Source organism: Lactobacillus sp. ESL0679 (assembly GCF_029433515.1).
Taxonomy (GTDB): Bacteria; Bacillota; Bacilli; order Lactobacillales; family Lactobacillaceae; genus Lactobacillus.
The window spans coordinates 539,362-562,724 of sequence record NZ_JAQTIG010000001.1; the positions used below are offsets into that span (position 1 = coordinate 539,362).

Below are 23,363 nucleotides of genomic sequence, written 5' to 3' on the forward strand. Positions count from 1 at the left end.
AATAACGATATAAACATTGAATTTGAGGCTTTTATGAAAAGAAAAACAGCTAGTATTAAAGACGTCGCTAACCTAGCGGGCGTATCAATCGCAACCGTGTCACGATTTTTGCACGGAAAATATAATCGGATGTCACAAATGACCGCCCAAAAGGTTGCTAGTGCAATTGAACAACTAAATTACGTGCCTAATGCAGCAGCTCAACAATTGATTACCAATAAAAGTAAAACAATTGCGATTATTGTAGCCAATATTGCCGACTCATTTTCAACCGAATTATTTAAAGGAGCCAGTTCAGTTTTAGAGCCCGTCGGTTACACAACAGTGATGCTGGACACTGACTCACAGCAACAAAAGGAAGAACATTTAATTAATGCCGTTGGTTTAAATACTTATGATGGCCTGATTTTACAACCCTTGAGTAGCGACGTTGCCACGATTAGAGATGAGGTTCGCCGTAAAATTCCTATTGTGATCCTTGATCGCAAATTAGCTTACTCTCCCTGGCCACAAGTTTTAAGTGATAACCACAGTGCTAGCTATCGTGCCGCTAAATACTTTTCTCAGCACAATTGCACTGATGCAATTGTCTTATCTTCACCAATTTCTGTTGCTTCCACAAGACAGGAACGATTAGCGGGAATCAAAGAAGTTTACCCTCAAGCAACAATCCTAGAATTTAACGATGAGAGTAATCAAGATACTGTCTATCAAAAAATAGGTAAAGCTTTAACTAATAATCAAAAAACTGTTTTGTTTTTCCTCGAAGAACGGTGGCTACTTGCCCTGTTGCCACGGCTAATCAACGATAAGCTACTTAACGAAAAGAAACTACAAATTTCAGGCTTTGCCGACACCGATTTAATTTCAACGATTTGGCCCACTGCTAAAATGATTATTCAAAATCCTTATCAAATGGGTAAAAGTGCTGGTCAAATCATGCTTAATTTGCTTAACGAAAATCGGAATATTCCCGAAGTCACAACCATTAAAACGGAATTTAGGTCAAAATAGTTACTAGCAAATTTTTAGCTAACCGTAATGCCACCTGTAATCGTAGTGATTTTTACATGATTATCACTACTGAAGTTTCTACCTGTCTGATTGGCAAAGCAGCGCACATGCCCAGTTACTGTTGATAATTGATAGTCACTGGTTGGATCAGCTTGAGTAATGCGCACACCGCCGTTAGTTAGTTTCAGGATATTCTGCCCCAATAATTGGCTAGCATCAATCTTGGCACCACCATTTTTTAAGCGGGCATCAAGAGTCAGCTGACTGTGATTAATTTTGATACTGCCATTGGCAATTCGCAAGATTGTCTGCGGCAAACTAGATTGTGCAATTGTTACGGAGCCATTGGCTGTTTTAAGTGTCACTTGCCCAGTAACTTTGATTCCATCTAATTTGCTAGCACCATTTTTAAGCTCTAACGTTAAATTACTGCAAGTAATAGCGGCAAGATTGACGCTGCCATTGCGATCATTAATCTCAATCACGTCTAGAGTTGCCACACTAGGAATAGTAATCTCAATTCGAGGTTGCTCTAAGTATAAGTGAAGTAAATTGAGCCGGACAATGTCGGCATCACTTTCAGTAACAACTAAGTCATTACCACTAACTTCGGCATGTAAAGTCTGCCTTTTAGTATCTGTGAGTGTAACCTGGTAAGATGCTGCCGTGGTAATCGTAACGGCCGCATTTTTAACATTAATTTTGATATTGGTAAAAGTAGCAGCGGGGATTGTGTGTGTCATTTGATTAGTAAAAGTCATCGTTGTTCTCCTTTTATACTCACCATTAAAGACTATCTATTAATAAAAACAACCAAAATTCAGTAAGTGGTCGGTTATCATGCCTAAGAGGCAGTAATAAGGAACTAAAAATATTGCTGTCCCCCTTTAAGATCAAGGCCATAATAAAACCCCGAAATTAGGAAAATCTAACTTCGGGGTTTCACTTAATTATGCATTACTATCAAATTTTAATCGATTGTTTGTACCCAACCTTCAGGGCCCTCTTTATCACCATATTGGATAGCAATCAATTCATTGTACAACTTGGTTGTGATAGGACCAGTCTTGTCTTCGCTGTAAATGACATGCTTTTGTCCCTTGTAAGTGATTGAACCAACTGGCGAAATTACGGCAGCTGTACCCATCGCGCCGGCTTCCTTCATCTTGAAGGCTTCTTCCAAAGTGATTTGACGTTCAACTGAGTTTAAGCCTTGACGCTTAGCAACTTCAAGCAAGGATCTCTTAGTGATTGAAACCAAAATTGATTCGGATTTTGGTGTGACAAATTGTCCCTCTTGAGTAATGCCGAAGAAATTAGCACCACCAAATTCATCAACATACTTGTGTTCACGTGGATCAAGGTACAAGCAGTCGGCAAAGCCTTCTTTATGTGCTTCAACTGATGGCAACAAGCTGCTGGCATAGTTACCTGAAGTCTTAGCTTGACCCGTACCAGCATAAGCAGCACGGTCATACGGACTAACTTTGTAAGCTGCTGGATTCAAGCCCTTAATATATGCACCAACTGGTGTAGCGAAAATCCGCAAAGTATATTCTGTCGCTGCAGCAACCCCCAAAGCTTGCGAGGTGCCAATCATAAATGGTCGAACATAAAGCGTTGCGCCACTGTCATATGGTGGAACATATTCCTTATTGGCCAGCACAACTTGCTTAACTGCTTCAACAAATTTATCTTCTGGATATGGCGGCATTGCTAAACGTTCAGCTGATAAAGTAAAACGGTGGGCATTTTGATCAGGTCGGAAAAGATTAATTTTACCGTCTTTTCTACGATAAGCCTTCAGGCCTTCGAAAATTTCCTGGCCATAGTGCAACACTTCTGCACCTTCGGAAAGAGTTACAGTCGACTCTTCGACTAATTTTCCTTCTTGCCATTCACCATCTTTATATTTAGCTTCATAACGATATGGTAGATCGCGATATTCAAAGCCTAGATTATTCCAATCAAGATCTTCTAGCTTCTGTTTCATCAGAGTACCTCCACTTATTAATTTTTAGGATAGATATGAAAATTAATATCATGCTATTTTCATAATTATTTAATCGCTACCTAATTTAACTCATAAAGATACAGATGTCAATAGCAGTTGATAGTTTTTCTACCCATATATAACAAAAACGTCACTTTCAAAAAGTGACGTTTTTAAAATTAAATTATTTCTCTTCTTTTTCGACTTTTTCAGCGTCGGCTTCTACCTTGGGATTAATATCCAATATTGCCTCGCCGTTCAAGTAAACATGCTTATCATCAGCGGTAAACTTAACTTCCTTAGTATCTGGCTCTTTCATTAGCAGTTTGGCAATTGGCGTTTCCAGATCTTGCTCAACCACCCGACGCAATGGCCGTGCACCAAACTTCTTGTCATAACCCTTCTCTGCAATATAGGCTTTAGTTTCATGTGAAACATCAACCTTAACTTTTCTCTTGGCAAGAACTTGGTCCATCTTCTTGAGGTAAATATCGATAATCTTGGTCATATCTTCTTCACTCAGGGAGTTAAACGGCACAATCGCATCCAGCCGGTTCAAGAACTCTGGTCTAAAGTAAGCTTCCAGAGCCTGAATCATCTTATCATGGTCAACTTTGCCATCCTTAAGTAAATTATCAGAAAAGCCGGCATTAGAAGTCATAATTAAGATTGTATCCTTGAAGGAAACCGTTCTGCCTTGGGCATCTGTTAGGCGACCATCATCCATAATTTGCAGCAATGCGTTGAAGACTTGTGGGTTAGCTTTTTCAATTTCATCAAATAAAATCAAACTGTACGGCTGGTGACGAACTTTTTCAGTTAATTGACCACCTTCGCCATAGCCAACGTAGCCCGGAGCAGAACCGATTAGTTTGTTAACTGCCATTTGGTCCTGATATTCTGACATATCGAGGCGAATCAAGTGATTTTCACCACCGAACAACTGAATTGCTAGTTGCTTGGCCAGTTCTGTCTTACCAACCCCAGTTGGGCCAGTTAGTAGAAATGAACCAGTTGGACGATCGTTGTCTTTGAAGACTTGCTTACGCGCAATCGCGTCGGTAATAATATCAATCGCACTATCTTGATCAATTACCGCCTTCTTTAGTCGTTTAGCTAAGTCAAGATTATGTTGCCCCTCGCTTGCGTGCAATTCACTCATCGGAATCTTGGTTCTTGCCTCAATTAAGGCATAAATATCTTGATCCGTAACCCGCGGTGTTGCAACATCATGAACATGATCCTTTTTATCGGTCAATTCCTTGATTTGCTTCTTTAAATCACTGGCTCTAGTGTAGTCTTCCTTTTCAGCAGCCTCTTTCTTTTCGTGTTCAAGGTGCTCAATTCTCTTTTGCAGACTAGCTTCATCTTCGGGAACAGTATCCAAGCCTTTTTTGGCACCAGCCTCATCCATTAAGTCGATTGCCTTATCTGGTAAATACCGGCCTTGAATGTAGCGTTGTGATAATTCAACCGCCAAGCGCAAAGCACTATCATCGTATTTAACGTGGTGATATTCTTCATACTTCTTCTTTAGGCCTTCCAGAATTTTAACGGTCACATCAGCTGATGGCTCTGGTACTTGTACTGGTTGGAAGCGCCGAGCCAAAGCTGCATCGTTTTCAATTCTACGGTATTCACTGGTAGTCGTTGCCCCAATTAAATTCAAATCACCGCTGGCCAGAGCTGGCTTCAAAATGTTAGCAGCATCCCCGCTATTATTTTCAGAATCAGTTGAGCCAGCACCGACAATATTGTGCAATTCATCAATGAACAAGATAATGTTCGGGTCTTTTTTAGCTTGGTCAATGACCTTCTTCAAGCGTTCTTCAAAGCTGCCCCGCAAGCTAGACCCCGCAACCATATCATTAATATTCACATCGATAATGTGTTTGTCCTTCATCTTGTCTGGAACATCGCCGCTCGCAATCTTTTGTGCCAAGCCTTCAACAATCGCAGTCTTACCAACACCAGCAGGGCCAACCAAAACAGGATTATTCTTTTTCCGTCGACTTAAAATCTCAATTACTTCCTGAATTTGCTCATCACGACCAATTACAGGATCATATTTATGCTTTTTAGCCTGCTCTACTAAATCAACACCAATTGGCTTATCCTGCTTAGGGTCTTGACCAGCAACCGGGCCTTGACCATTAAAATTTTGCGGCGATAAGTGCATATCACCTGAATAATGGATTGGAATTGAGCCATTGTCAGAATCCTTCATATTACCAAAGAAAGAATTGTTTAATTCGTTAAATAAATTATCAAAATCGTTATCAAAGTATGCCATTTATTAACACCCCTTATTATAGTTTTGCGTCTTCAATTAGCACTCTATCAATTAGAGTGCTAATCTGTTTACATCCTAAATTATAACAGGTTATCCACAAATAGCAAATTATTTGTCTTGCTTTTCCACAACGTATAGCTTTATTCTTGAATAAACAAAAAATGCCGATAATTCAGCATTTTGTATAGTCTATTTATTATTTTTTTGATATAAATCATAGTGTTTACGCAAATATTTTGCAGTCAAACTTGTGGGATTTTTAGAAATATCCACAGGTCTGCCACTAGCAACTATCTTACCTCCCTGCTGGCCACCACGTGGTCCCATATCAATCATATAATCACTATTGGCTATCACGTCTAGGTCATGAGTAATTGTAATAATTGTTGCCTGCTGAGCTAACAATTTTTGCAAAACTGCTAGCAATGTCCGCACATCATACGGATGTAACCCAACCGTCGGCTCATCAAAGACAAACAGACTGCCCTTTTGTTTGCGGTGCAAGTGACTGGTCAGTTTCAACCGCTGGGCTTCACCACCTGATAAAGCTGGCGTTGACTCACCTAAGTGCAGGTAGCCTAATCCCATATCATGCAAGGTGGTGACAGTTTTTTGAATTGCCGGCACTTTCGCAAACAATCCCTGATTGAGCACATCATCAACTGAAAGAGCCAGAACATCCGCAATACTCAACCCATGCCATTTAACTTGCAAAACCTGAGAGTTGTAGCGACGCCCGCCACACACAGAGCAAGTTTCCACCATATCAGGCAAGTATTGAATATCAAGTGCAATTACCCCCGTGCCACCACAAGCTGGACAGGCACCTTCTTTATTATTATAAGAAAAATGCGTGGCCTTGTATTTTAATTGTTTTGCCAGCGGCTGGCTGGCGAATAATTTGCGCAAGTTCGTCATAATGTCAGTATACGTCGCAACCGTCGACCGTTGATTTTTACCAACTGGCGCAGAATCTACACTAATCACATTCGTAATTCCACTGGCTGCTAAATCCTTAACCCAAACTGGTCCAGCCTCGTGCTTTTTTTGCGCCTTAAGCGCTGGTAAAAGCGAATCAAGAATCATCGTTGTCTTGCCAGCACCAGAAAAGCCAGTAATTGAAGTCAAGCGACCAACGGGAATTTGTGCGTGAACATGGTGTAGATTAAAGCGATCAGTAATCGTAAAAGCAATCTTCCCTTTGGCAAACAAAGTGGCTTTCTCAGCCTGCGGCCTAACTTGTAAAGGTGCGTTACCTGTTAAATAGGGGCCAATGTGCGAACTTTCATTTTGCTTAATCTGACCAAGCGTACCCTGAGCAATAATCTGGCCACCTTGACTGCCAGATCCCGGGCCAATTTCAATAATCCAATCAGCTGCGTTAATAATTGATGTTTCATGATCAACCACGACCAAGGAATTACCTTGATTAACTAATTCATGAAAAACATCAATTAATCCGGCCACATTATCTGGGTGCAGACCAACCGATGGCTCATCTAAAACGTATAACACACCAGTCGTTTCCGTTCTTAGCGTCCGGCCTAGCTGTATTCGTTGCAACTCTCCTGTTGACAAGGTGCTAGCTTGCCGCGCCAAACTCAAATAATCTAAGCCTAACTTTAACAGCGGCTTAACTTGATGCATCAATTCGCCGGTTAAATTTTGGGCTAGCGCCTGCATATCTTCTGGTAATTCAGCCAAAATCGCCTGCATATAATCATTTAACTTACCCAAAGTTAGTTGCTCTGCCGCCACAATATTTTTACCAGCAACTAACTGTGTCCAGCGACTAGGATCAATCCGCAAGCCGTGACAACGTGGACAGGTGCTAAAACGGTAAAAAGCATTAATTCGCTCTAAACCACGTTCTGACTTGGTAGTTTTACGCGAATTAGCAACAGCATTATAGGCATTTTCATATAAAGCATCTAAATGATAAACTCGTCCAGTTGAAGTTGGAAGATCAATTGGGATTTTCCGTTCTTCACCATGTAAAACAATCTGCTTTTCCTTAGCTGTTAATTCTTTATACGGAACATCGGTGCGGACGCCGAGCTCACGTGCAATCCGCCACATCCAGTTACGTCCCGGAATCTGCCATGTGGCCACAGCACCTTGCTCAAGCGATAGATTTTCATCGGCAATAATCTTGTCGTCATTAATCTGCTCAACTGTTCCCAGACCCTGACATTGTGTACAGGCACCATCAGAATTAAAGGCAAAATCTTCTGCGCTAAACGCATAAAATTGAGCGCCGCAAGTTGGACAGATTATTTGCCCCATTGCATCCCCCGATAGGTCCATTGCTTGAGCAATTTTAATTGTTGGCGCCACCCGATGACCGTTAGGACAAACTGGTGAGCCCAACCGTGAAAAAATCAGCCGTAAAATATTAAAAATTTCGGTTACCGTGCCAACCGTCGACCGCACACCAGGGATTGTCGGCCTTTGCCGTAATGCCAAAGCTGACGGAATATGTTTTACCTCATCAACGGTGGCTCGACCAACTTGGCTAATTCGGCGTCTGGTATAAGTCGCTAGCAAATCAAGGTAACGCCGCGCACCTTCAGCATATAAAATCCCCATCGCCAAGCTTGATTTTCCCGATCCGCTAAGACCAGAAATAACAACAAACTTATGCAGTGGAATATTGACATTTATATTTTTCAAATTATTTACACGGCCACCACGTACTTCAATTTGAGTTGGCTGCTCTTGATATTTCATGTTCATTGTCCCTTTTATTTATTTGGCTTTGGTTGTCTTTCCGACCTCAACAAATATTGTCTAATCAATTGAACAACCTGCTTATTTTGTGGCAAATCGGAATGGTCGGCTTCTTTACCCGTAACTGTCATTGCCGTATATGATTTAACCTGATTTTGAAAAATAAACTTGCCTGCTGCAACACTTGATTCAGGAACGATGCCATCTGACTCATAATTTTTACCACCGGATAATGAATACACTCGCAAATTCTTAGGCAATTTGGAGCGACTTTTAATAAAATCAGCCAGCATTTGCGTGTGATTAGCCATATTATTTTCCGTAAAATTATACGGCGTCCCTAAGGTCATCAGGCACTTCATTTTCGTCTCACTCGAATAGTCTGCATAATAATGCTCAAGCCAGTACGTCCAAATTAAGCCACCGTTAGAATGACCAAACGCCTTAAAATTATTGAATTTATAATTACTCATTAGCGAGTCAAAGGCAATATCCAGCCAATGTGCCTGCTTTTTAATATTGGCATAACCATCCTTATTATTATCAAAGCCAATAATAATGAACGGTTCCAGGTCATTTTTACCAATTGAACCGGTGTAAGAAAGTTTTGATTCACGTGAAACATTAATTTTTAAAACGCTATGATGATGCAGTGTTGTCTTATTCAGCTGGTCGATTAACTGATTAAACCGCTCAGTTGTCGCACTCGACCCCGGAACCATAATCACTGGCGACAATAATGATTTACTGCGTTCAGCACGAGCATTGTTGGATTTCTTCATCCAATTATATCCTGGAATTGCCAGCAACAGTAATATGATTATCAGCAAACAAATCCACTTAAAATTCTTATTTTTGCGCATTAATCGCACCTTCTTGTTCAGGATTAAGCCGAGGCTCAATCTTCTCACCAATTTTAATAATCGGTAACAATAGACAAGCATCCAACACTAACAAAATTATCGGGAAAACTAATGCCACCCAATCACCATTAGTACCGAAAAACGGAATTAAAATTCCCGGTGTACCTTTTAAAATCGGATAGACTGACACGGGTAAAATATGAAGACTAATCGCACAGGCAGCAAGCAGCATATTTATCAGCGGCAATACTAATATCGGCAAAATAAACAACGGATTTAAAATTAGCGGCATCCCCACAGCAAAGCCCAATGTTGAGCTAAACGCTACTGGTAATAAGCTGAGCAGTGCCAACGCCTCAATCTCATGATTTTTTTGTCTAAGCAAAAGCACCACAATAATTGCCAGCACAATACTTGTACCACCCATCGTCCCATAATTATTAATTAGTGAACTACCTAAAAATTTGTACGGTACATTCCATGAATTACCGTGATGCAACGCATAAGTCAAATTTTCTGCTGTATAAGCATTGTTAATCGTTCCCGACATTGAACGTAGTGGATAGCCAATACCTAACCACCCTAACAACGTGATTACTGCCGATAATAACATGCCTTCAGCCAAATTATTGGTCGTTTGCATTCGGCTGACAATTTCATTAAAACTCGCAGAATTTAACATTTTTAGTTGGAGTTCATAAATAATAACTCCTAAAATAATACCTAAAATCAACGATACGACCATTGGCAGCACACTTGCCCACGCCCGATGACGAATCCATTTAACGTTCTCTCTTTTAACAAGAACGTACCGTTTACCTAGAAGATGAAACACCTGTCCCACGCAGTAACCAATGATTAACGCAATAAACACACCATCGACCTGCAATAAGCTAGCCGTAAACGGCATGCGACTATCACGACCGCTACTTGAAGCATACGAGCAAAAAAGAATAACTAACACAGCCGCCATGCCAGCCATTGTCGAATCACGCCGATATATTCGGGCAGTATAACGCGCCATAAAATAGGTAGCATAAACGCCAAAGACGCCAAAAGTCACCTGCACCATTCCGCGACTTACAAAGGAACCGGCATACCATAAATGATCTGACAAAATTTTATCCAAACCAAAAATATTGTAAATTAAACCGTTAGGCGAAAATACAAGATCGAATAAAAGTTGAAAATATGAACCCAAAACAGCGATGGGCATTAACATTACTAGTGTTCTTTGCGTTGCTTGAAAAAATGAACGTTGCCGCAACCACACTACAGTCCTTGTAAAAAAATCAATCATTAATTTACGCCTTTACTTTATTAACCTAAATAATAATACTCAACCCTCTTAAGTCTACCAGCTCTAAACAATTAGTGGTTTTTTAACAGCAAATTTTAAAAAAATGCTATAATGAGTGTAGTTTGTGAAAGGTGAGAAAATGAGTAAGAAGAGAATTGAGTTAAACGAAAAAACAGAAAAATTGGTAGAAAAATATCTTGATGTAAATGAATCTGATATTAATGAATTGACCAATAAGGCGCTGCAGTCGTTTCTTATTAATCATCTCAGTGCTAGCCAAGTCAAAGACGCATTACAAGAAATAGATGGTATCAGCGGGGCAAGCACTAAATATTCAGAACACTTATTTAAAAATAGCATTGACGACTTAAACAGATTCTAAAATCTGTTACTAACTAAAAAAGCAGGAGCTTACTCCTGCTTTTTTATTCCCTAAATTGGTTACCCGCCAAATTCCGGTAAAATTCTGCCTTAGTCGCTTGAATATATGGTGTCAGTACTAATGAACCAATACCAACACATAGGCCAATTATTACCGCGTGAGCAAACACTTGATAAAGACTCGTAATACTAATCAAAGCGGTTAATCCAAAACTAATTAAGCCGCCCACTACATACAGCAAAATATACCAGCCCATAAAACTCAGGTCGAGGACAAACAACTCCCACTTGTGTCCAGCCATTAAGTCTTTGCTAGCTGTCACCCCAGCGGTAAACTCAACATGCTGACCACTATCTACCATGTCTTTTACAATATAAGGCGTCATCGCGTAAGAATAAGACTTAATTAACCCGGGGATAACTAACAATAAAAACCATAAAAATTCAAAAACATTTTGCATCAAATAATTGAGCAGTTCTGGAATAAAAAGATTATCATAAAAGGCCGAAAAAGCCGACTTAACAACGTTATCCTTACGACCATCACATAAATTTAAAAAGGTGACCGCGTAACTCAATGCAAAAAAACTAATAAAAATCGATAAGCACATTTGCAATAACCATTGCAGTTGAACCTTGTAATCCATTCCCAAAATGTTACCGCGCACAGCAAACTGCATATAACTAGGACTAGAAACAATTAAATTAATCACAGAAATAATCAATGCTACCCCAATAGCCCACCGCCAATTACCATGTAATTTTTCTTTTGCCTCTGCTTTTAACTCTGCTCTGGTCATAGTTAAGCTCCTTTTTATTAGTAAATATAATTTATATTATACACTATTTTTATAAAAATAATAGCAGAAGTTAAGGCATCAAAAAAAGCCTAGTTCCACCAACATCGGAACTAAGCTCACACAGTGTTGTGCCGTTATTACTGACCACATATAGAAGTTAGCATTTTCGCTACCGGAGAAAATGAATACTTTCCTATAACGGCACAACAAAATTTTAGCATTCAATTTGACAAAAGACAAGGTTTAACCTGTTATATTTTCACTACTAGGCTTTAAACCAATTAGTTGACCCATAATTTGATTAATCTCTGCTTTCAAAATGGCAAACTGACCAGCCTTAGTCTGATTAGACTGGATAATTATCATTGTCTTACCATTATCAGTAGTGCGCATAAAGGTATAGTAGCCTTCGCCAGCACCATTAGCGGTCTTAACATTGTGCTTAATGTTATTGTACAAACCACCATTATAATATACTGGTGGACCAGCTTCATACAGCAACTTGCGACTCGCGTTTGTTAAAATCTTGCCGGCTAAAATATAGTGCATTACTTTAGCAATATCTTCATTTGACATGACAACAGAACCAGCCCCAAGTTCATTATGAGCATCGCGCAAAGCCGCCTTGTGTTTAACAGCAACATAGCGATTGCGGTGATAAACCATCCCTGGTACTAAACCACTGCCAATGATTTTTTCGGATTTCGACCACAAAAATGCGGTGTGCTTCAATTGTAGCGGTTTAATGTAGCTTTCTCGGAACAATTGTTCATAGCTTTTGCCAGTAATTTGCGACATAATGCCACATAAATAAATATAGTTAAGCGAACTATAATGCCATTGCCCTAGCAGTTTTGACGTAAATATCGTTCTGGCAGCATCACGATTAATATTGTCATTATCGGATACAAAATGCTTCCGGCCCAACTTTGCTCCAGGCTTTAAATCCAAACCAGCTGTCATTGTCAGCAGGTTTTTAATCGTTATCTTTTTAGCTCCCGGAATTTCCGGATAAAACTTACTTAGATGATCATGCAGACTTAATTTTCCTTTTTGCACTTCGTGCATTACCATTGCGGCTGTCATCGACTTTTGAACAGAATTAATTAAATAACTAGTGTCAGTCGTGTTTTCTGTAGCATAGTCCAGCAAAGTTTTACCATTTTTAATTACTAAAACAGAACCTTTTATTCCCAGAGCATCAATTTTCTGGCGCACTAATTGTCTTTTAAACTTTCCTTCTGACTTGTATCTGCAGGCGTTTTATCAGTTACACTAATCGCATACGGCTTGTTTTGCCATTTTTTAGTATAAAAATAATTATGAATATTATAGTTATAAGGCAAGTTAGCTTTTGCCATGAACGGCTTAACCGCTTGATCAACTGCAACCCAGCCGCGCCAACCAAGGTGAATCGTATCTTCCATAAAGTACTGTTGTGCGCCACGTTTTGATAAGTCTTCAACGTTAGCAAAACCTTGACTAGCAAGCTGGTATTTAATCTTAGAAACAGACTTCTGGTACATCTTTTGTGACAAGCCTGTGTAGCTTGCCCACTTATGATTAATCGGCGGTATGATAAACAACACATTGGTATGTTGCTTAGCAAACTGCTGCAGCATTAATTCAAAATCACTATATTCAGTTGATTTAGTATAATCAAACTTGCGTTGACTATTCTTCAGCTTGCGTAAATTCTTTTTATCCAGCCTCGTTCTATAAAAGCTATTATTAATTCCAAACGTGTTGGAATTAGTATGCTTAGCTGCTTGCTCATCAGCAACTTGTTCAAGCCCAGCAACTGAATATTGCTTAGGCAATAGCTTGGCACGATCACGAATTTTCTGAATCCGATCACGCAGTTGGAACGTGCTAAAGAATTTATCTTCAGTGTTCAACATGCGGCGTTGATTTTCCAAGATAAATCTTTGCGTCGAACTTAATTGCTGACCTTGAGCAACTTTACGCATCCCCAACTTGATTTCACCTTTTACTTCCGGCATCTGCAAAAAGCGCTTAGCTGCATAACGGTTAGTTACAGTACTCTTTTTGATTCCCAATAAGAAATTGCAGGCTTGCAGTGGTGAATAATATAAGGTAAACGCGTTCGGGTCTTGGCCCTTTTTCGTAAACCATTGCGGTGAAATAATAACTACCGCTTTTTTATTCTTCAATTGCTGTGCTGTGCCCTGCATCCCTAAGAACTGGGCTAGCGATTGACTGCCGGGGCCACCAAGCAAAAATGGCCGATAATTGCGGTGATACTTTTCAGCTAAAACACTTGGGTGTAGCGGATCCATTCGCGACAGTTCACTTGAACCGTAAAACGGCACATAACCCTCATCAAAGGCATTTTGCTTCATTCGCGAGCCCTTAAAAATGGTCGTTGTCTGTGAATTGGCTGCTTGATAAATCGAACCTTTCGAAAAAGTTCGCTCCCATGGCAGTAACAAAATCACCAAAAGCAGGATTATAGCGCAGAGAACCGGGCCAAAAATCTGCCACAGTCGGCGTTTGTTATTCATTTTCTAAGCTTTCCACCTTTGCCACAATCTTAGCTGGCGTGTCCCATTCTGTTCTTTCAAATTCTGAAACAGGAACATCAATATCAAATTTTTCTTGCAAGCTAAGTAGCATCTGCACACTTGCCATTGAATCCATCAAGCCGCTAGAAAAAATATTTTCGTCCATGTTATTTGACAAATCTTCACCAGTTAAATCTTGTAAAATTGCTAAAACTTCTTTTTTGATATCCATTCTTAAAACCTCTTAATCCTTTAAATAAATTTTCCGTTACTTCCAGCCAAACCATAATTGACTAAGGAAGCCGGAGAAAATTAAGAAACTAAAACAAACAACGTTAAATGTTAGAAAAATTGCAAACCATTTTGTAAACTTATTCGACGGAATTTGCTCTTTGTGTTTCTTTTTAAATCTAAGCCAATAATCATTGATAATGATTGCTGTTGCATGAAATGCGCCGTAAACGATGTAGTACCACGTTAATCCGTGCCAAAATCCCATAATTAAGAACAAAAGGAAATATGACACTTGTGATAATCTAATGCGGTTCTTAAACAGCTTTTTCTTCATTGCAAAGAAGGTAAACCGCATATAAATATAATCGCGGAACCAAAATGATAGCGTCATGTGCCAGCGATTCCAGAATTCTTTAATATTTTGCGAAATAAACGGTTTGTTAAAGTTCATTGGCGTATGAATGCCCATAAAATAGGAAATCGATACAGCAAACAATGAATACCCAGCAAAGTCAAAGAACAAATACATACTGTAACAGTACATATAGGCAACAACCCACCAAGACAGTTTTAACCCACCAACAGCAGTACCAGCCATTAATGCTGACTTGCTAATAATCGGAAGCCAATAAGTCCCAAAGAACCAACCTAAAACAAACTTGTAAAGAAAGCCTTGGAACAAATAGCGCACGGCATGTGCTAAATCATCGACGTATTGCTCGCGTTTAGGTGCACTATCGCATTCTTTAGCAAACCTGCGATAACGATCAATTGGTCCTGACGAAATTGTCGGGAAGAACAATAGAAAGCGCAGGTATGTGCCAAGATTGACTTCTTTAATTGCACCATCGCGAATTTCCATAATGACTTGCACCGTCTTAAAGGTAATATAGGAAATACCTAAGAAAGCAAGTACACCGAGAATTTTAGCCTTAGGAAATGCCGTCTGGATTTTTACCAATGCCAGTGGAATAATTGCCACAATTACCGCCAGATAAAAGACCCATGTCTTATTTTTACCAACCTTGCGATAATGCAAATAACCGTAGGTCAGCAGTAGCTCAATTGCAAGGTAGATTAACAGACTAACACCCTGTTGCCACTTAGTACCATCAAAGATCAAAAACAAAAAGACTAACGAGAAGATAACTTCGTAAGTTTTCAATCGGTGACCATAATACAAGCTGACAATCATCGGTAATAAACCAATAATCAGATAAATAAAGTACTGCGGATTCCCATAAGGCTGCAAGTTAATGAAGTTCACTACTCATTAACCTCCTTAATTACAGCTTTAATATCTACCTTACCATTTTGCGAAACCGGTAATTTTTCACGGTAAACAAAACGTTGGGGAATCATATAAGGCATTAAGCCATCAGCTAAATCAGCTCTAATCGCCTTAGTGATTTCAGCTTCTGAATACTGCTCTTTAACACCATCTTTTAGTTCAATTTCAGCAATAATCTGCTTAACCGTGTGATCTTTATTATATTTTGGCGCAGCAACCCCATGATCAACAAACTTGTTTTTGCCAAGATAATGGTTGATTTCTTCAAGCTCAATTCTGTAACCATTAAATTTAATTTGAAAATCAATGCGGCCACGATAAAACAGCATGTCGCCATCAAAGAAGCCCTCGTCCCCTGAGCGGTGACTCATGTATTTATCAGCAGGATCTTTAAAGAAGCCCTTCGCTGTTTTTTCAGGATTATTCATATAACCCTTAGAGACACTTGGCCCCTCAATAATGATTTCGCCCTCATTCGGTTGATCGCCCTTAGACTTATCAATCGTGATGCGCGTGTCTGCCTTAACTCTCCCAATTGGCAAACGATCATATTTAGCCAAGACATCATCGGTAATTTCAACTTGGGTAACAGCAACCGTTGTTTCGGTTGGGCCATAAGTATTGAAGATTTTACTGCTTGGAAACTTCTTACGCAGCATTGCCACTTCCGTGTGCGGTAATTCTTCACCACAAAATAGGAAGTGGGTTAAATCTGGATGGTGTGTACCATCAAAAGTCTTATCCAAGAAGCACATTTGAGCAAATGACGGTGTTGAAACCCAAACGTTAAATTGCAGTTTAGGCATTGTCATAAATAATTGAGCAAAGTTCTGGGTAACATCATGTGGTAAAACAACCAGCTTACCAGCACCAACTAGTGCTGGATAAAGACTCATTACAGAAAGGTCAAACGAGTATGGCGCTTGAACCAAAAAGCTTGGATGCTCAGGTAGAGCAAAGTCAGCCATTTCCCAATTAACAAAGCTTAACAAGTTATCATGACTAATTTGCACGCCCTTTGGCTTGCCACTAGTTCCAGAAGTAAAGATAATGTAGAAATTATCAGCTCCCGCAACAAAGTTAGCAGGATCAACTGCAAAATCACTATCTTCAACCTCAGCTGGATGAACAATTTGCAATTGAGACAAATCAATTTCAGGTAAATCATCAATTGCCAGTACAACCTGTGCTTGTGAAACTTCCTGAATCATTACTAGCCGTTCTGCATTGGAATAGCTGGCAATTGGAATATACGCATGGCCGGACTTGACACAGCCTAAAAAACTAGCAACCATTTCAAAAGTTTGCCCGCCCCAGATCATAATTGGACTATGCTCCGGAATATTTAAACTGTTAATTTTATGCGCCCAAGCATTCGAGCGCCGTTCAAGATCACCATAGGTATTAGTTTGACCAAGATAATCATAAGCAATCCGATCTGGATCAGCTTTAGCAATTTCGTCAATTTTCTTAATTATATTTTTAATCATATTAGTAACACCACCTTAGAATTCGTCGTAAATAAAGTGAACCGAAGTAAGGCCGCTATATTGATACAAATAGATTAGTGCCAGTAAAATGACACAATAAATAATTGTTGTCAGAACAAACTTCCCTATTCGTTTGCCCCGAGAATCAATTTTCTCTTTTTTATCCATATATCTCCCTCAATAACAATAAATATACTAACGACTATATTACTACAATTAGCAAGCAACCCGATATTCGCCTAATAGATTTTACTAAATTTAAATATTTTTGTTTGTATACCAATCAGTCGTTCAACTTGCGGCAATTGTGATAAGCAAAATACAACGGAATAACAATAATTATGGAGATAAATAGCAAGGCAAATACCAGTAACGCTAACACATTACGCACCTTTTCCCATTTTGTACTATTTGCCGTTGTTAATAAAAATACCGCAAACAAAATAATGATGGTTAATTCCGTTAAAAACAGGTAAGAATAACCCGCTAAACCCATGCTGCTAGTAAATTGCCACAGATATAGCCACGCTGAAGCCGGCAATAAACATAGCCATCCAGCAAATCGCAGCCAAAAAACAATTTTTTTATGATAAATTTCTTGTTTCATTTCTTTCCTTAATTGCCTCTTAGGCAGTAACCTAACACAAAAATCAGTCTAATTATAACAAGCAAAAAGTTAACAAACAATTTTTTAATTATTGAAAAATTATTCTATTTTTCAAATTCGTCACACTTTTTTCATATTTAACAGTTATACTAAAAGAGTAATAAACAAGGAATGGAAGCCTCGTATATTACAACTCAACTTTTTTGTTTTTCATTCATACTCCTCCAAGTATAAATAATGAACAAACCGAAATGACTTATAAGTCAATTTCATATCTATCCCTTTCGACTCACGTGTGTTGCGTGAGTTTTTCTTTTACCTTTAAAAGTTCTAAAGAAATTCTTTACTATTTCATAAGAAAATTACCACGCTAACTTCATAATTTACGTTTAATATTTAGATTGTAGCAAGGAGGTAAGAAAACTTGCTACATACTCCCACTTTTTTATTTCATTCATTCTTACTCCTTCAAAGTAGATGAAAACTAACAGGCTCGCATTTTGCGAGCCTTTTCCCTTATATGGGATATTTTAATGAAAGGTTTATTTATGTTCTCACCCGCAATTAAACATTTAATTCAAGAAAAATCAGGTTCATTCCTTATTCCAGCAACAAGAATTGCATTTGTTTTAGATAATAATCCGCTTTACCACGCATTTTTGATTTTAACAAGCGTTAAATATTCGAAAATTCCGGTTTTAGACAGTCAAAATCACGTTGTTGGCCTTCTCAGTTTAGCAATGATTACCGATAAAATGATGAAGACTGACGAAATTTTTCTTGATCCACTATCCGAATTAAAGGTTCGTGATGTAATGCAAACTGATTTTGATAAAATAAATTTTGCACAAACTACTCTAGAGGCTCAATTACACTTATTAGTTGATAATGCATTCTTACCTGTGGTTGACGATCATAACGTTTTTCAAGGGTTACTAACTAGGCGCGAATGGATTAAGGCATTTAATTACGTCGTTCACAATTTTGAGGAAAAATATAACGTAACTAAAAAAATAAATTGCTACAATTAATCAATATTTTTAAATAACCTACGTTATTCACCTTTTTATATTTTCTTTTAATTAAATTGTATTATAATAAATTTTAGTAATATAAAATTGCATTGTTTCCTTTTGTATCAGCTTTTGTTAATTATATATTCATTAATTATCATCATATAATTATGAATTATTGATATAGTTATTCAACTGATATTTATCATCTAAGTAAGCTAAATAATTAAATAACATTTATGCAAAATAAGATAGGATGATGTTTACGATGACAAATAAAACAAATACGGACGATCTAACTAGTTTAGTCAATACAATCATTAAGGACAATTCATATCCTTGTGACAATGAATTGTCAGAAAAAGAAAAAGAAGCATTAATTATCAAGCTTAAGAAATTGAATAAAAATTCTGGTAATTTGAACGAAGTTTTGCAAATCGTCAATGCTTTTTATAAGGATAAAATCGCACGGCAATTAAAATCAATTGATATCAATTCTTCTTTAATTTTTGAAATGCTGCAACATGAGGTGGTTTCAGCAACCAGGCTTCACGCATTTTTGTTAGATTTAGCTGAACAAGAAGGCTTTTCAACCAAAGGTATTGAGAAAATCAACCACTACTTTATCGAAACCAATGATTATGGTAACAATACTGATTTTATAACGATGTCTTCATTCGATGTAATCGATGCAATCAAACGTACGAAGTCAGATTACTTAGATCATGCTCCGCAAATTTTTAAGCACCACCGCAATCAGCATGTTGACTGCAGTTCAAAGTCCACCAACGGAAAGAAAAAAATAAACAACATTATCAAGTTAAGCGATTATTAATTTTAGCAAGAGATATTATCTCTTGCTTTTTATTTCCTGGGAAATAATTTTGCTTAGCAGTAATTTAATTAGTGTTAAAATGAAATTTATAAGCACAATTTAAGTAGTGGAGGCATAATAGTAATGAGCTTAAGACGTCAATGGAAATTTATCCTTGTATTAATTGCTGGTGTAATTGGTCTTATCTGTCAATTTGTTTTTAAAACCAAAAGTTTATTTCAAATTGGCAGTTTGCAATTTCCCATTCAAACAATTTTAATTGATATTATTGGTGTTATGATGGCGATTTCCTTATTAATGGAAATTGTCAATGACTTTAAGACTGGTCGCTATGGCGTTGACATTCTCGCTGTAATTGCTGTTGTTTCAACCATTTTAATTGGTGACCAGTGGGCAGAGTGGATGATTTTAATCATGATGACTGGTGGCGAAACACTAGAAGATTACGCAACTGGGCAAGCTGACAAGGAACTACGATCACTGTTAAGCAACTCGCCAAGTATTGCTAACAAGATTGTTAATAACAAACTCGTTTCTGTCGATGTTGAACAATTAAAACCTGGTGATCACGTTTTGATCAAGCCTGGTGAGCAAGTACCCGTTGACGGTAAGGTGGTTAAAGGCTCGTCTAGCTTTGACCAATCCTCATTGACTGGTGAATCTGTCCCTGTTGCTAAACAACTCGGTGACGAGTTAATGTCGGGATCAATTAATGGTAGTGATGCCGTCGAGATGAGCGTTACTAAAAAGGCTAGCGATTCCGAATATCAAACGATCGTATCTTTAGTCAAGTCTTCGCAAGCGCAACCTGCAAAATTTGTCAAAATGGCCGATCGCTATGCTGTTCCATTTACTATTATTTCCTTAGTAATCGGGATCAGTGCTTGGATTCATTCAGGAAATCCCGTCAACTTTGCGGAAGTTATGGTTGTGGCTTCCCCATGTCCGTTATTAATTGCGGCGCCCGTTGCCCTAGTTTCCGGCATGAGTTCAATGTCCAAGCACCACATCATCGTTAAATCAGGCCCAACTCTAGAAAAATTGGCTACAGCCAAGACGTTTGCCTTCGATAAAACCGGTACTTTAACAGAAAACCAATTAGTTATTGACGCAATTGTTCCTTCTCCTGACAGTGATTTTGACGAAAAAACTTTACAAAGTTATGCTGCTAGTGTCGAACAACAATCAGGTCATATCATCGCTAATTCTTTAGTTAACGTAACAAACAAGCAGCTCATTAAACCTGCAACTAATATTAAGGAAACAACTAGTGAGGGAATTAGCGGCAAGGTTGAAAATTACGTTGTTAAAGTTGGTAAATTACGTTATGTTGCTCCTGATGAAAAAATTAACGCGGTTAATTCTACCGCTGTTTATGTTTCAATTGATAATCAATATGCAGGCTATATCACTTTCAAAGACCAATTACGGCCAGAAAGTGCGACAACAGTTGCTCGCCTGAAGCGGCAAGGTGGCGAGCACATTATGATGCTTACTGGCGACCACAAAGATGTTGCCGACAAGATTGGTAAAGAAGTTGGCGTAGACGATGTTCGTTCCGAACTTTTGCCAGCACAAAAAATCCAGGCAATCAAAGAAGTGCCTCAAGCAAATCGGCCAGTTGTCATGACTGGCGATGGCGTTAATGATGCGCCAAGCTTAACTGCGGCCGACGTCGGTATTGCAATGGGTGCCAAGGGTGCATCTGCTGCGAGTGAAAGTGCTGATGTCGTCATTATGGTCAACGACTTATCTAAAGTTAACGATGCCGTTGCAATTTCCAAACATACAATGAAAGTAGCGAATGTTGACGTTTTAACAGCTATTAGTATTGTAATTATTATTGAACTAATTGCCTTCACCGGTGTTATCCCAGCATTCTGGGGTGCCATCCTGCAGGAATGTGTTGACATGATTTCAATTAGTTTAGCTTTATTGGCCAAAACTAAACCTAAAAATCCTAAGCAAACAGGTTTAGTTGCAGATAAATAATTTTTAAGATACACTTTTATTTAATTAAATATTTTTAGTGGTTGGAGTTTTATTACCAAAATAAAAACTTTCAAGATTTGCTCTTTTGGGTCAAAGAGCTGCTTGGAAGTTTTTTGTTTACTCAAAGAAAGGAATATTATGACTTTTTTAGGAGAATTAATTTTAATCTTATTTAGTTCCATTATTTTTGGACAAATATTTACACGATTAAAAATGCCTACAGTGATTGGGCAGCTACTTTCGGGAATTTTACTTGGGCCAGCCTTACTTAATTGGATTAAACCAGATAATTTAATCAGTCTTTTTTCACAATTCGGGATAATTTTATTAATGTTTTTAGCCGGATTAGAAAGTAACCTTGAACTACTTAAAAAATATTTCAAATTAAGTTTTACTATCGCTACGACTGGTGTAATTTTGCCAATCACATTTATTGGACTTGCTAGTTATCTATTCGGAATGTCCATACTAGAAGCGACTTTTATTGGCATTGTTTTTTCTGCTACTAGCGTTTCGATCTCTGTAGTTGTCTTACAAGAACAGGGTCAGCTGCATAGTCGTGCTGGGACAGCTATTTTAGGTGCAGCTATTTTTGACGACATTTTAGCAGTAGTTGTGCTTAGTCTTTTTACCGCATTCAGCCATTCAGGAGAAAATAATGGTCCTACTACTAATATTTTTATAAATTTTGCTTTAGAAATTGGATACTTTGGCTTTATCTGGTTAATTTATCGACTAACACCAAAATTAATGCAACTCACTAGCAAAATGACAGTGAATCATGCAAGCGATATTGCAGCGTTAAGTCTTGTTCTAATGCTTGCTTGGACTGCCGATTATGTAGGATTATCAGATGTAATTGGTGCTTTCTTTGGCGGACTTGCTCTTAGACAAACCCCTCAACACCAAAAAATTCAGCGATCAATCAATACCATTGGTTATGCCATTTTTATTCCCGTCTTTTTCACTAATATTGGATTAGCAATTACCTTTAACAGTTTTCAGCAGAATTTAGTTTTTATCATCGTGCTAACTATTTTAGCAATTATTTCTAAATTTTGGGCGGGAAAATATAGCGGCGAGTTATTCGGCTTTAGCAAAAATGAAGGCAATATTGTAGGTGCAGGTATGATCTCTCGAGGCGAAGTAGCTTTAATTGTAGCCCAACTTGGTCAGAGTAGTCACTTAGTATCACAGGATATATATTCCAGCCTAATTGTCATCATTATTATTACAACAATCTTATCGCCATTTATTTTGAATCATTTTATCCAAAATAATCAATAAGTAAGGTAGCGAATTGTAAAACATATGTGTCAACATAGAATAGCGCAAGTCCTTAGTGCTCGTATAAACCCACGCTAAAATGCATCCCAAAGCCCAATAGATAATGATAAATTTAGTAATGCTGGGATCATGCATATAACCAAATACGAACCCACTGAAAATTATCCCTAGCCATTTGCTTATCTTACTTTCTTTCATAAAAAAAGTGTTGAAAAACAAACCACGGAAAATCGTTTCTTCACAGATTGGCGCAATTATGCAAACCATTGGGATAAATAAGCCCCCTGCTTGTAGCGAAATTTTGTCTAACGTTGCTTGATTAGCAGAAGTATTCTGCGATGTTACGCCCAACAAAATTTGTAACGTATAGCTGCAAACAACAATTAAAATTAAGCTAAATAACATGATTAATAGACGATGGCCATCCCAATGTGGAGATTGGTTAAAGCCCCAATTATTCTCTATTTTTAACTGTCTTTGATATAAATATAAAATGAATGCCAACACTAAAATCGTTGCAATCGCGGTCAAAATAATCAGCATTACATAATTAATATGCAACAGTTTTTCCAATTGGTGCGGGAAAAAGTAAAAGTACTCCAAAATTTGGTAACTAGCAAATGCTAAAATGATACCAGCAATATTTCCTAGCCAATTAAACAGTTTTTTCATAATAATCAACCTTTATTCTCTATGACTTTTCTAAATGTATTCA

The 23,363-nt window shown here is 38.1% G+C and carries 21 protein-coding genes and 1 other annotated feature; of the genes, 6 read left to right on the top strand and 15 right to left on the bottom strand.

What is annotated here, in order from left to right; translation table 11 throughout:
- Positions 1-33 precede the first annotated feature (33 nt).
- The gene (locus PT287_RS02640) at positions 34-1,014 is read left to right on the top strand and encodes a LacI family DNA-binding transcriptional regulator (protein ID WP_277132334.1); all 981 of its coding nucleotides are present in this window, start codon (positions 34-36) and stop codon (positions 1,012-1,014) included.
- 14 nt (positions 1,015-1,028) lie between these two features.
- On the opposite strand, the gene PT287_RS02645 is transcribed toward PT287_RS02640, so the two are convergent.
- The 6 genes from PT287_RS02645 to PT287_RS02670 form a co-directional block, all read right to left on the bottom strand.
- Complete coding sequence (locus PT287_RS02645; protein WP_277132335.1) at positions 1,029-1,775, bottom strand: DUF4097 family beta strand repeat-containing protein; 747 nt, start codon at positions 1,773-1,775, stop codon at positions 1,029-1,031.
- Positions 1,776-1,984: 209 nt separating this feature from the next.
- The gene (locus PT287_RS02650; protein ID WP_277132466.1) at positions 1,985-3,010 is read right to left on the bottom strand and encodes a branched-chain amino acid aminotransferase; all 1,026 of its coding nucleotides are present in this window, start codon (positions 3,008-3,010) and stop codon (positions 1,985-1,987) included.
- Positions 3,011-3,191: 181 nt separating this feature from the next.
- Positions 3,192-5,300: an ATP-dependent Clp protease ATP-binding subunit gene (locus tag PT287_RS02655; protein ID WP_277132337.1), complete on the bottom strand. Its 2,109-nt coding sequence runs from the start codon at positions 5,298-5,300 to the stop codon at positions 3,192-3,194.
- Between the two features lie 189 nt (positions 5,301-5,489).
- Entirely contained in the window at positions 5,490-8,030 is a 2,541-nt protein-coding gene (locus tag PT287_RS02660; RefSeq protein ID WP_277132339.1) for an ATP-binding cassette domain-containing protein, read from the bottom strand.
- A gap of 14 nt (positions 8,031-8,044) precedes the next feature.
- Positions 8,045-8,914, bottom strand: coding sequence for an alpha/beta hydrolase (locus PT287_RS02665; RefSeq protein ID WP_277132467.1), 870 nt, complete (start codon positions 8,912-8,914; stop codon positions 8,045-8,047).
- On the bottom strand, positions 8,880-10,193 hold the full coding sequence (locus tag PT287_RS02670; RefSeq protein WP_277132341.1) for a PTS sugar transporter subunit IIC: 1,314 nt from the start codon (positions 10,191-10,193) through the stop codon (positions 8,880-8,882). The genes PT287_RS02665 and PT287_RS02670 overlap by 35 nt, the downstream gene beginning before the upstream one ends.
- Before the next feature lie 139 nt (positions 10,194-10,332).
- Here PT287_RS02670 and PT287_RS02675 point away from each other — a divergent pair, with 139 nt between their 5' ends.
- Positions 10,333-10,575, top strand: coding sequence for a hypothetical protein (locus tag PT287_RS02675; RefSeq protein WP_277132343.1), 243 nt, complete (start codon positions 10,333-10,335; stop codon positions 10,573-10,575).
- A 43-nt stretch (positions 10,576-10,618) separates the two neighbouring features.
- Here the strand turns inward: PT287_RS02675 and PT287_RS02680 are convergent, their stop codons facing one another.
- From PT287_RS02680 to PT287_RS02715, 8 genes are all read right to left on the bottom strand, one after another.
- Positions 10,619-11,374 (bottom strand): DUF975 family protein, encoded by a 756-nt coding sequence (locus tag PT287_RS02680; protein WP_277132345.1) that lies wholly within the window; start codon positions 11,372-11,374, stop codon positions 10,619-10,621.
- A 243-nt stretch (positions 11,375-11,617) separates the two neighbouring features.
- Positions 11,618-12,592 carry a serine hydrolase domain-containing protein gene (locus PT287_RS02685; protein WP_277132347.1) on the bottom strand — a complete coding sequence of 325 codons (975 nt, stop codon included), beginning with the start codon at positions 12,590-12,592 and terminating at the stop codon, positions 11,618-11,620.
- On the bottom strand, positions 12,592-13,899 hold the full coding sequence (dltD, locus tag PT287_RS02690; protein WP_277132349.1) for a D-alanyl-lipoteichoic acid biosynthesis protein DltD: 1,308 nt from the start codon (positions 13,897-13,899) through the stop codon (positions 12,592-12,594). The genes PT287_RS02685 and dltD overlap by 1 nt, the downstream gene beginning before the upstream one ends.
- The gene (gene dltC / locus PT287_RS02695) at positions 13,892-14,131 is read right to left on the bottom strand and encodes a D-alanine--poly(phosphoribitol) ligase subunit DltC (RefSeq protein WP_277132350.1); all 240 of its coding nucleotides are present in this window, start codon (positions 14,129-14,131) and stop codon (positions 13,892-13,894) included. The genes dltD and dltC overlap by 8 nt, the downstream gene beginning before the upstream one ends.
- A gap of 36 nt (positions 14,132-14,167) precedes the next feature.
- Positions 14,168-15,400: a D-alanyl-lipoteichoic acid biosynthesis protein DltB gene (dltB, locus tag PT287_RS02700; RefSeq protein ID WP_277132352.1), complete on the bottom strand. Its 1,233-nt coding sequence runs from the start codon at positions 15,398-15,400 to the stop codon at positions 14,168-14,170.
- Positions 15,400-16,914, bottom strand: a complete 1,515-nt coding sequence (gene dltA, locus PT287_RS02705) for a D-alanine--poly(phosphoribitol) ligase subunit DltA (RefSeq protein WP_277132354.1) — start codon at positions 16,912-16,914, stop codon at positions 15,400-15,402. The genes dltB and dltA overlap by 1 nt, the downstream gene beginning before the upstream one ends.
- A 15-nt stretch (positions 16,915-16,929) precedes the next feature.
- Positions 16,930-17,082: a teichoic acid D-Ala incorporation-associated protein DltX gene (locus tag PT287_RS02710; RefSeq protein ID WP_277132355.1), complete on the bottom strand. Its 153-nt coding sequence runs from the start codon at positions 17,080-17,082 to the stop codon at positions 16,930-16,932.
- 115 nt (positions 17,083-17,197) lie between these two features.
- Entirely contained in the window at positions 17,198-17,521 is a 324-nt protein-coding gene (locus tag PT287_RS02715) for a hypothetical protein (protein ID WP_277132356.1), read from the bottom strand.
- 548 nt (positions 17,522-18,069) lie between these two features.
- Between PT287_RS02715 and cbpB the strand changes: the two genes are divergently transcribed.
- The 4 genes from cbpB (at position 18,070) to PT287_RS02735 (ending at position 22,648) form a co-directional block, all read left to right on the top strand.
- The gene (gene cbpB / locus PT287_RS02720; RefSeq protein ID WP_277132469.1) at positions 18,070-18,552 is read left to right on the top strand and encodes a cyclic-di-AMP-binding protein CbpB; all 483 of its coding nucleotides are present in this window, start codon (positions 18,070-18,072) and stop codon (positions 18,550-18,552) included.
- A gap of 250 nt (positions 18,553-18,802) precedes the next feature.
- Positions 18,803-19,369 carry a hypothetical protein gene (locus PT287_RS02725; protein WP_277132358.1) on the top strand — a complete coding sequence of 189 codons (567 nt, stop codon included), beginning with the start codon at positions 18,803-18,805 and terminating at the stop codon, positions 19,367-19,369.
- Between the two features lie 123 nt (positions 19,370-19,492).
- The gene (locus tag PT287_RS02730; protein WP_277132359.1) at positions 19,493-21,361 is read left to right on the top strand and encodes a heavy metal translocating P-type ATPase; all 1,869 of its coding nucleotides are present in this window, start codon (positions 19,493-19,495) and stop codon (positions 21,359-21,361) included.
- 39 nt (positions 21,362-21,400) lie between these two features.
- Positions 21,401-21,460 (top strand) — a sequence feature (sodium ion sensor (DUF1646 type); this cis-regulatory element may regulate processes involved in with the transportation of sodium ions).
- 39 nt (positions 21,461-21,499) lie between these two features.
- The gene (locus PT287_RS02735) at positions 21,500-22,648 is read left to right on the top strand and encodes a cation:proton antiporter (RefSeq protein WP_277132360.1); all 1,149 of its coding nucleotides are present in this window, start codon (positions 21,500-21,502) and stop codon (positions 22,646-22,648) included.
- On the opposite strand, the gene PT287_RS02740 is transcribed toward PT287_RS02735, so the two are convergent.
- A complete protein-coding gene (locus PT287_RS02740; RefSeq protein ID WP_277132362.1) occupies positions 22,604-23,320 on the bottom strand; it encodes a type II CAAX endopeptidase family protein in 717 nt (238 codons plus the stop codon). The two genes, PT287_RS02735 and PT287_RS02740, sit on opposite strands and share 45 nt — an antisense overlap.
- Between the last annotated feature and the right edge of the window lie 43 nt (positions 23,321-23,363).

Excerpts from the sequence above, each read along its gene's own strand:
- PT287_RS02640 (WP_277132334.1), top strand. The coding sequence starts at position 34 with ATGAAAAGAAAAACAGCTAGTATTAAAGACGTCGCTAACCTAGCGGGC.
- PT287_RS02645 (WP_277132335.1), bottom strand. The coding sequence starts at position 1,775 with ATGACTTTTACTAATCAAATGACACACACAATCCCCGCTGCTACTTTT.
- PT287_RS02655 (WP_277132337.1), bottom strand. The coding sequence starts at position 5,300 with ATGGCATACTTTGATAACGATTTTGATAATTTATTTAACGAATTAAAC.
- PT287_RS02660 (WP_277132339.1), bottom strand. The coding sequence starts at position 8,030 with ATGAAATATCAAGAGCAGCCAACTCAAATTGAAGTACGTGGTGGCCGT.
- PT287_RS02670 (WP_277132341.1), bottom strand. The coding sequence starts at position 10,193 with ATGATTGATTTTTTTACAAGGACTGTAGTGTGGTTGCGGCAACGTTCA.
- PT287_RS02675 (WP_277132343.1), top strand. The coding sequence starts at position 10,333 with ATGAGTAAGAAGAGAATTGAGTTAAACGAAAAAACAGAAAAATTGGTA.
- PT287_RS02680 (WP_277132345.1), bottom strand. The coding sequence starts at position 11,374 with ATGACCAGAGCAGAGTTAAAAGCAGAGGCAAAAGAAAAATTACATGGT.
- dltD (WP_277132349.1), bottom strand. The coding sequence starts at position 13,899 with ATGAATAACAAACGCCGACTGTGGCAGATTTTTGGCCCGGTTCTCTGC.
- dltC (WP_277132350.1), bottom strand. The coding sequence starts at position 14,131 with ATGGATATCAAAAAAGAAGTTTTAGCAATTTTACAAGATTTAACTGGT.
- dltA (WP_277132354.1), bottom strand. The coding sequence starts at position 16,914 with ATGATTAAAAATATAATTAAGAAAATTGACGAAATTGCTAAAGCTGAT.
- PT287_RS02710 (WP_277132355.1), bottom strand. The coding sequence starts at position 17,082 with ATGGATAAAAAAGAGAAAATTGATTCTCGGGGCAAACGAATAGGGAAG.
- PT287_RS02715 (WP_277132356.1), bottom strand. The coding sequence starts at position 17,521 with ATGAAACAAGAAATTTATCATAAAAAAATTGTTTTTTGGCTGCGATTT.
- cbpB (WP_277132469.1), top strand. The coding sequence starts at position 18,070 with ATGTTCTCACCCGCAATTAAACATTTAATTCAAGAAAAATCAGGTTCA.
- PT287_RS02725 (WP_277132358.1), top strand. The coding sequence starts at position 18,803 with ATGACAAATAAAACAAATACGGACGATCTAACTAGTTTAGTCAATACA.
- PT287_RS02730 (WP_277132359.1), top strand. The coding sequence starts at position 19,493 with ATGAGCTTAAGACGTCAATGGAAATTTATCCTTGTATTAATTGCTGGT.
- PT287_RS02735 (WP_277132360.1), top strand. The coding sequence starts at position 21,500 with ATGACTTTTTTAGGAGAATTAATTTTAATCTTATTTAGTTCCATTATT.
- PT287_RS02740 (WP_277132362.1), bottom strand. The coding sequence starts at position 23,320 with ATGAAAAAACTGTTTAATTGGCTAGGAAATATTGCTGGTATCATTTTA.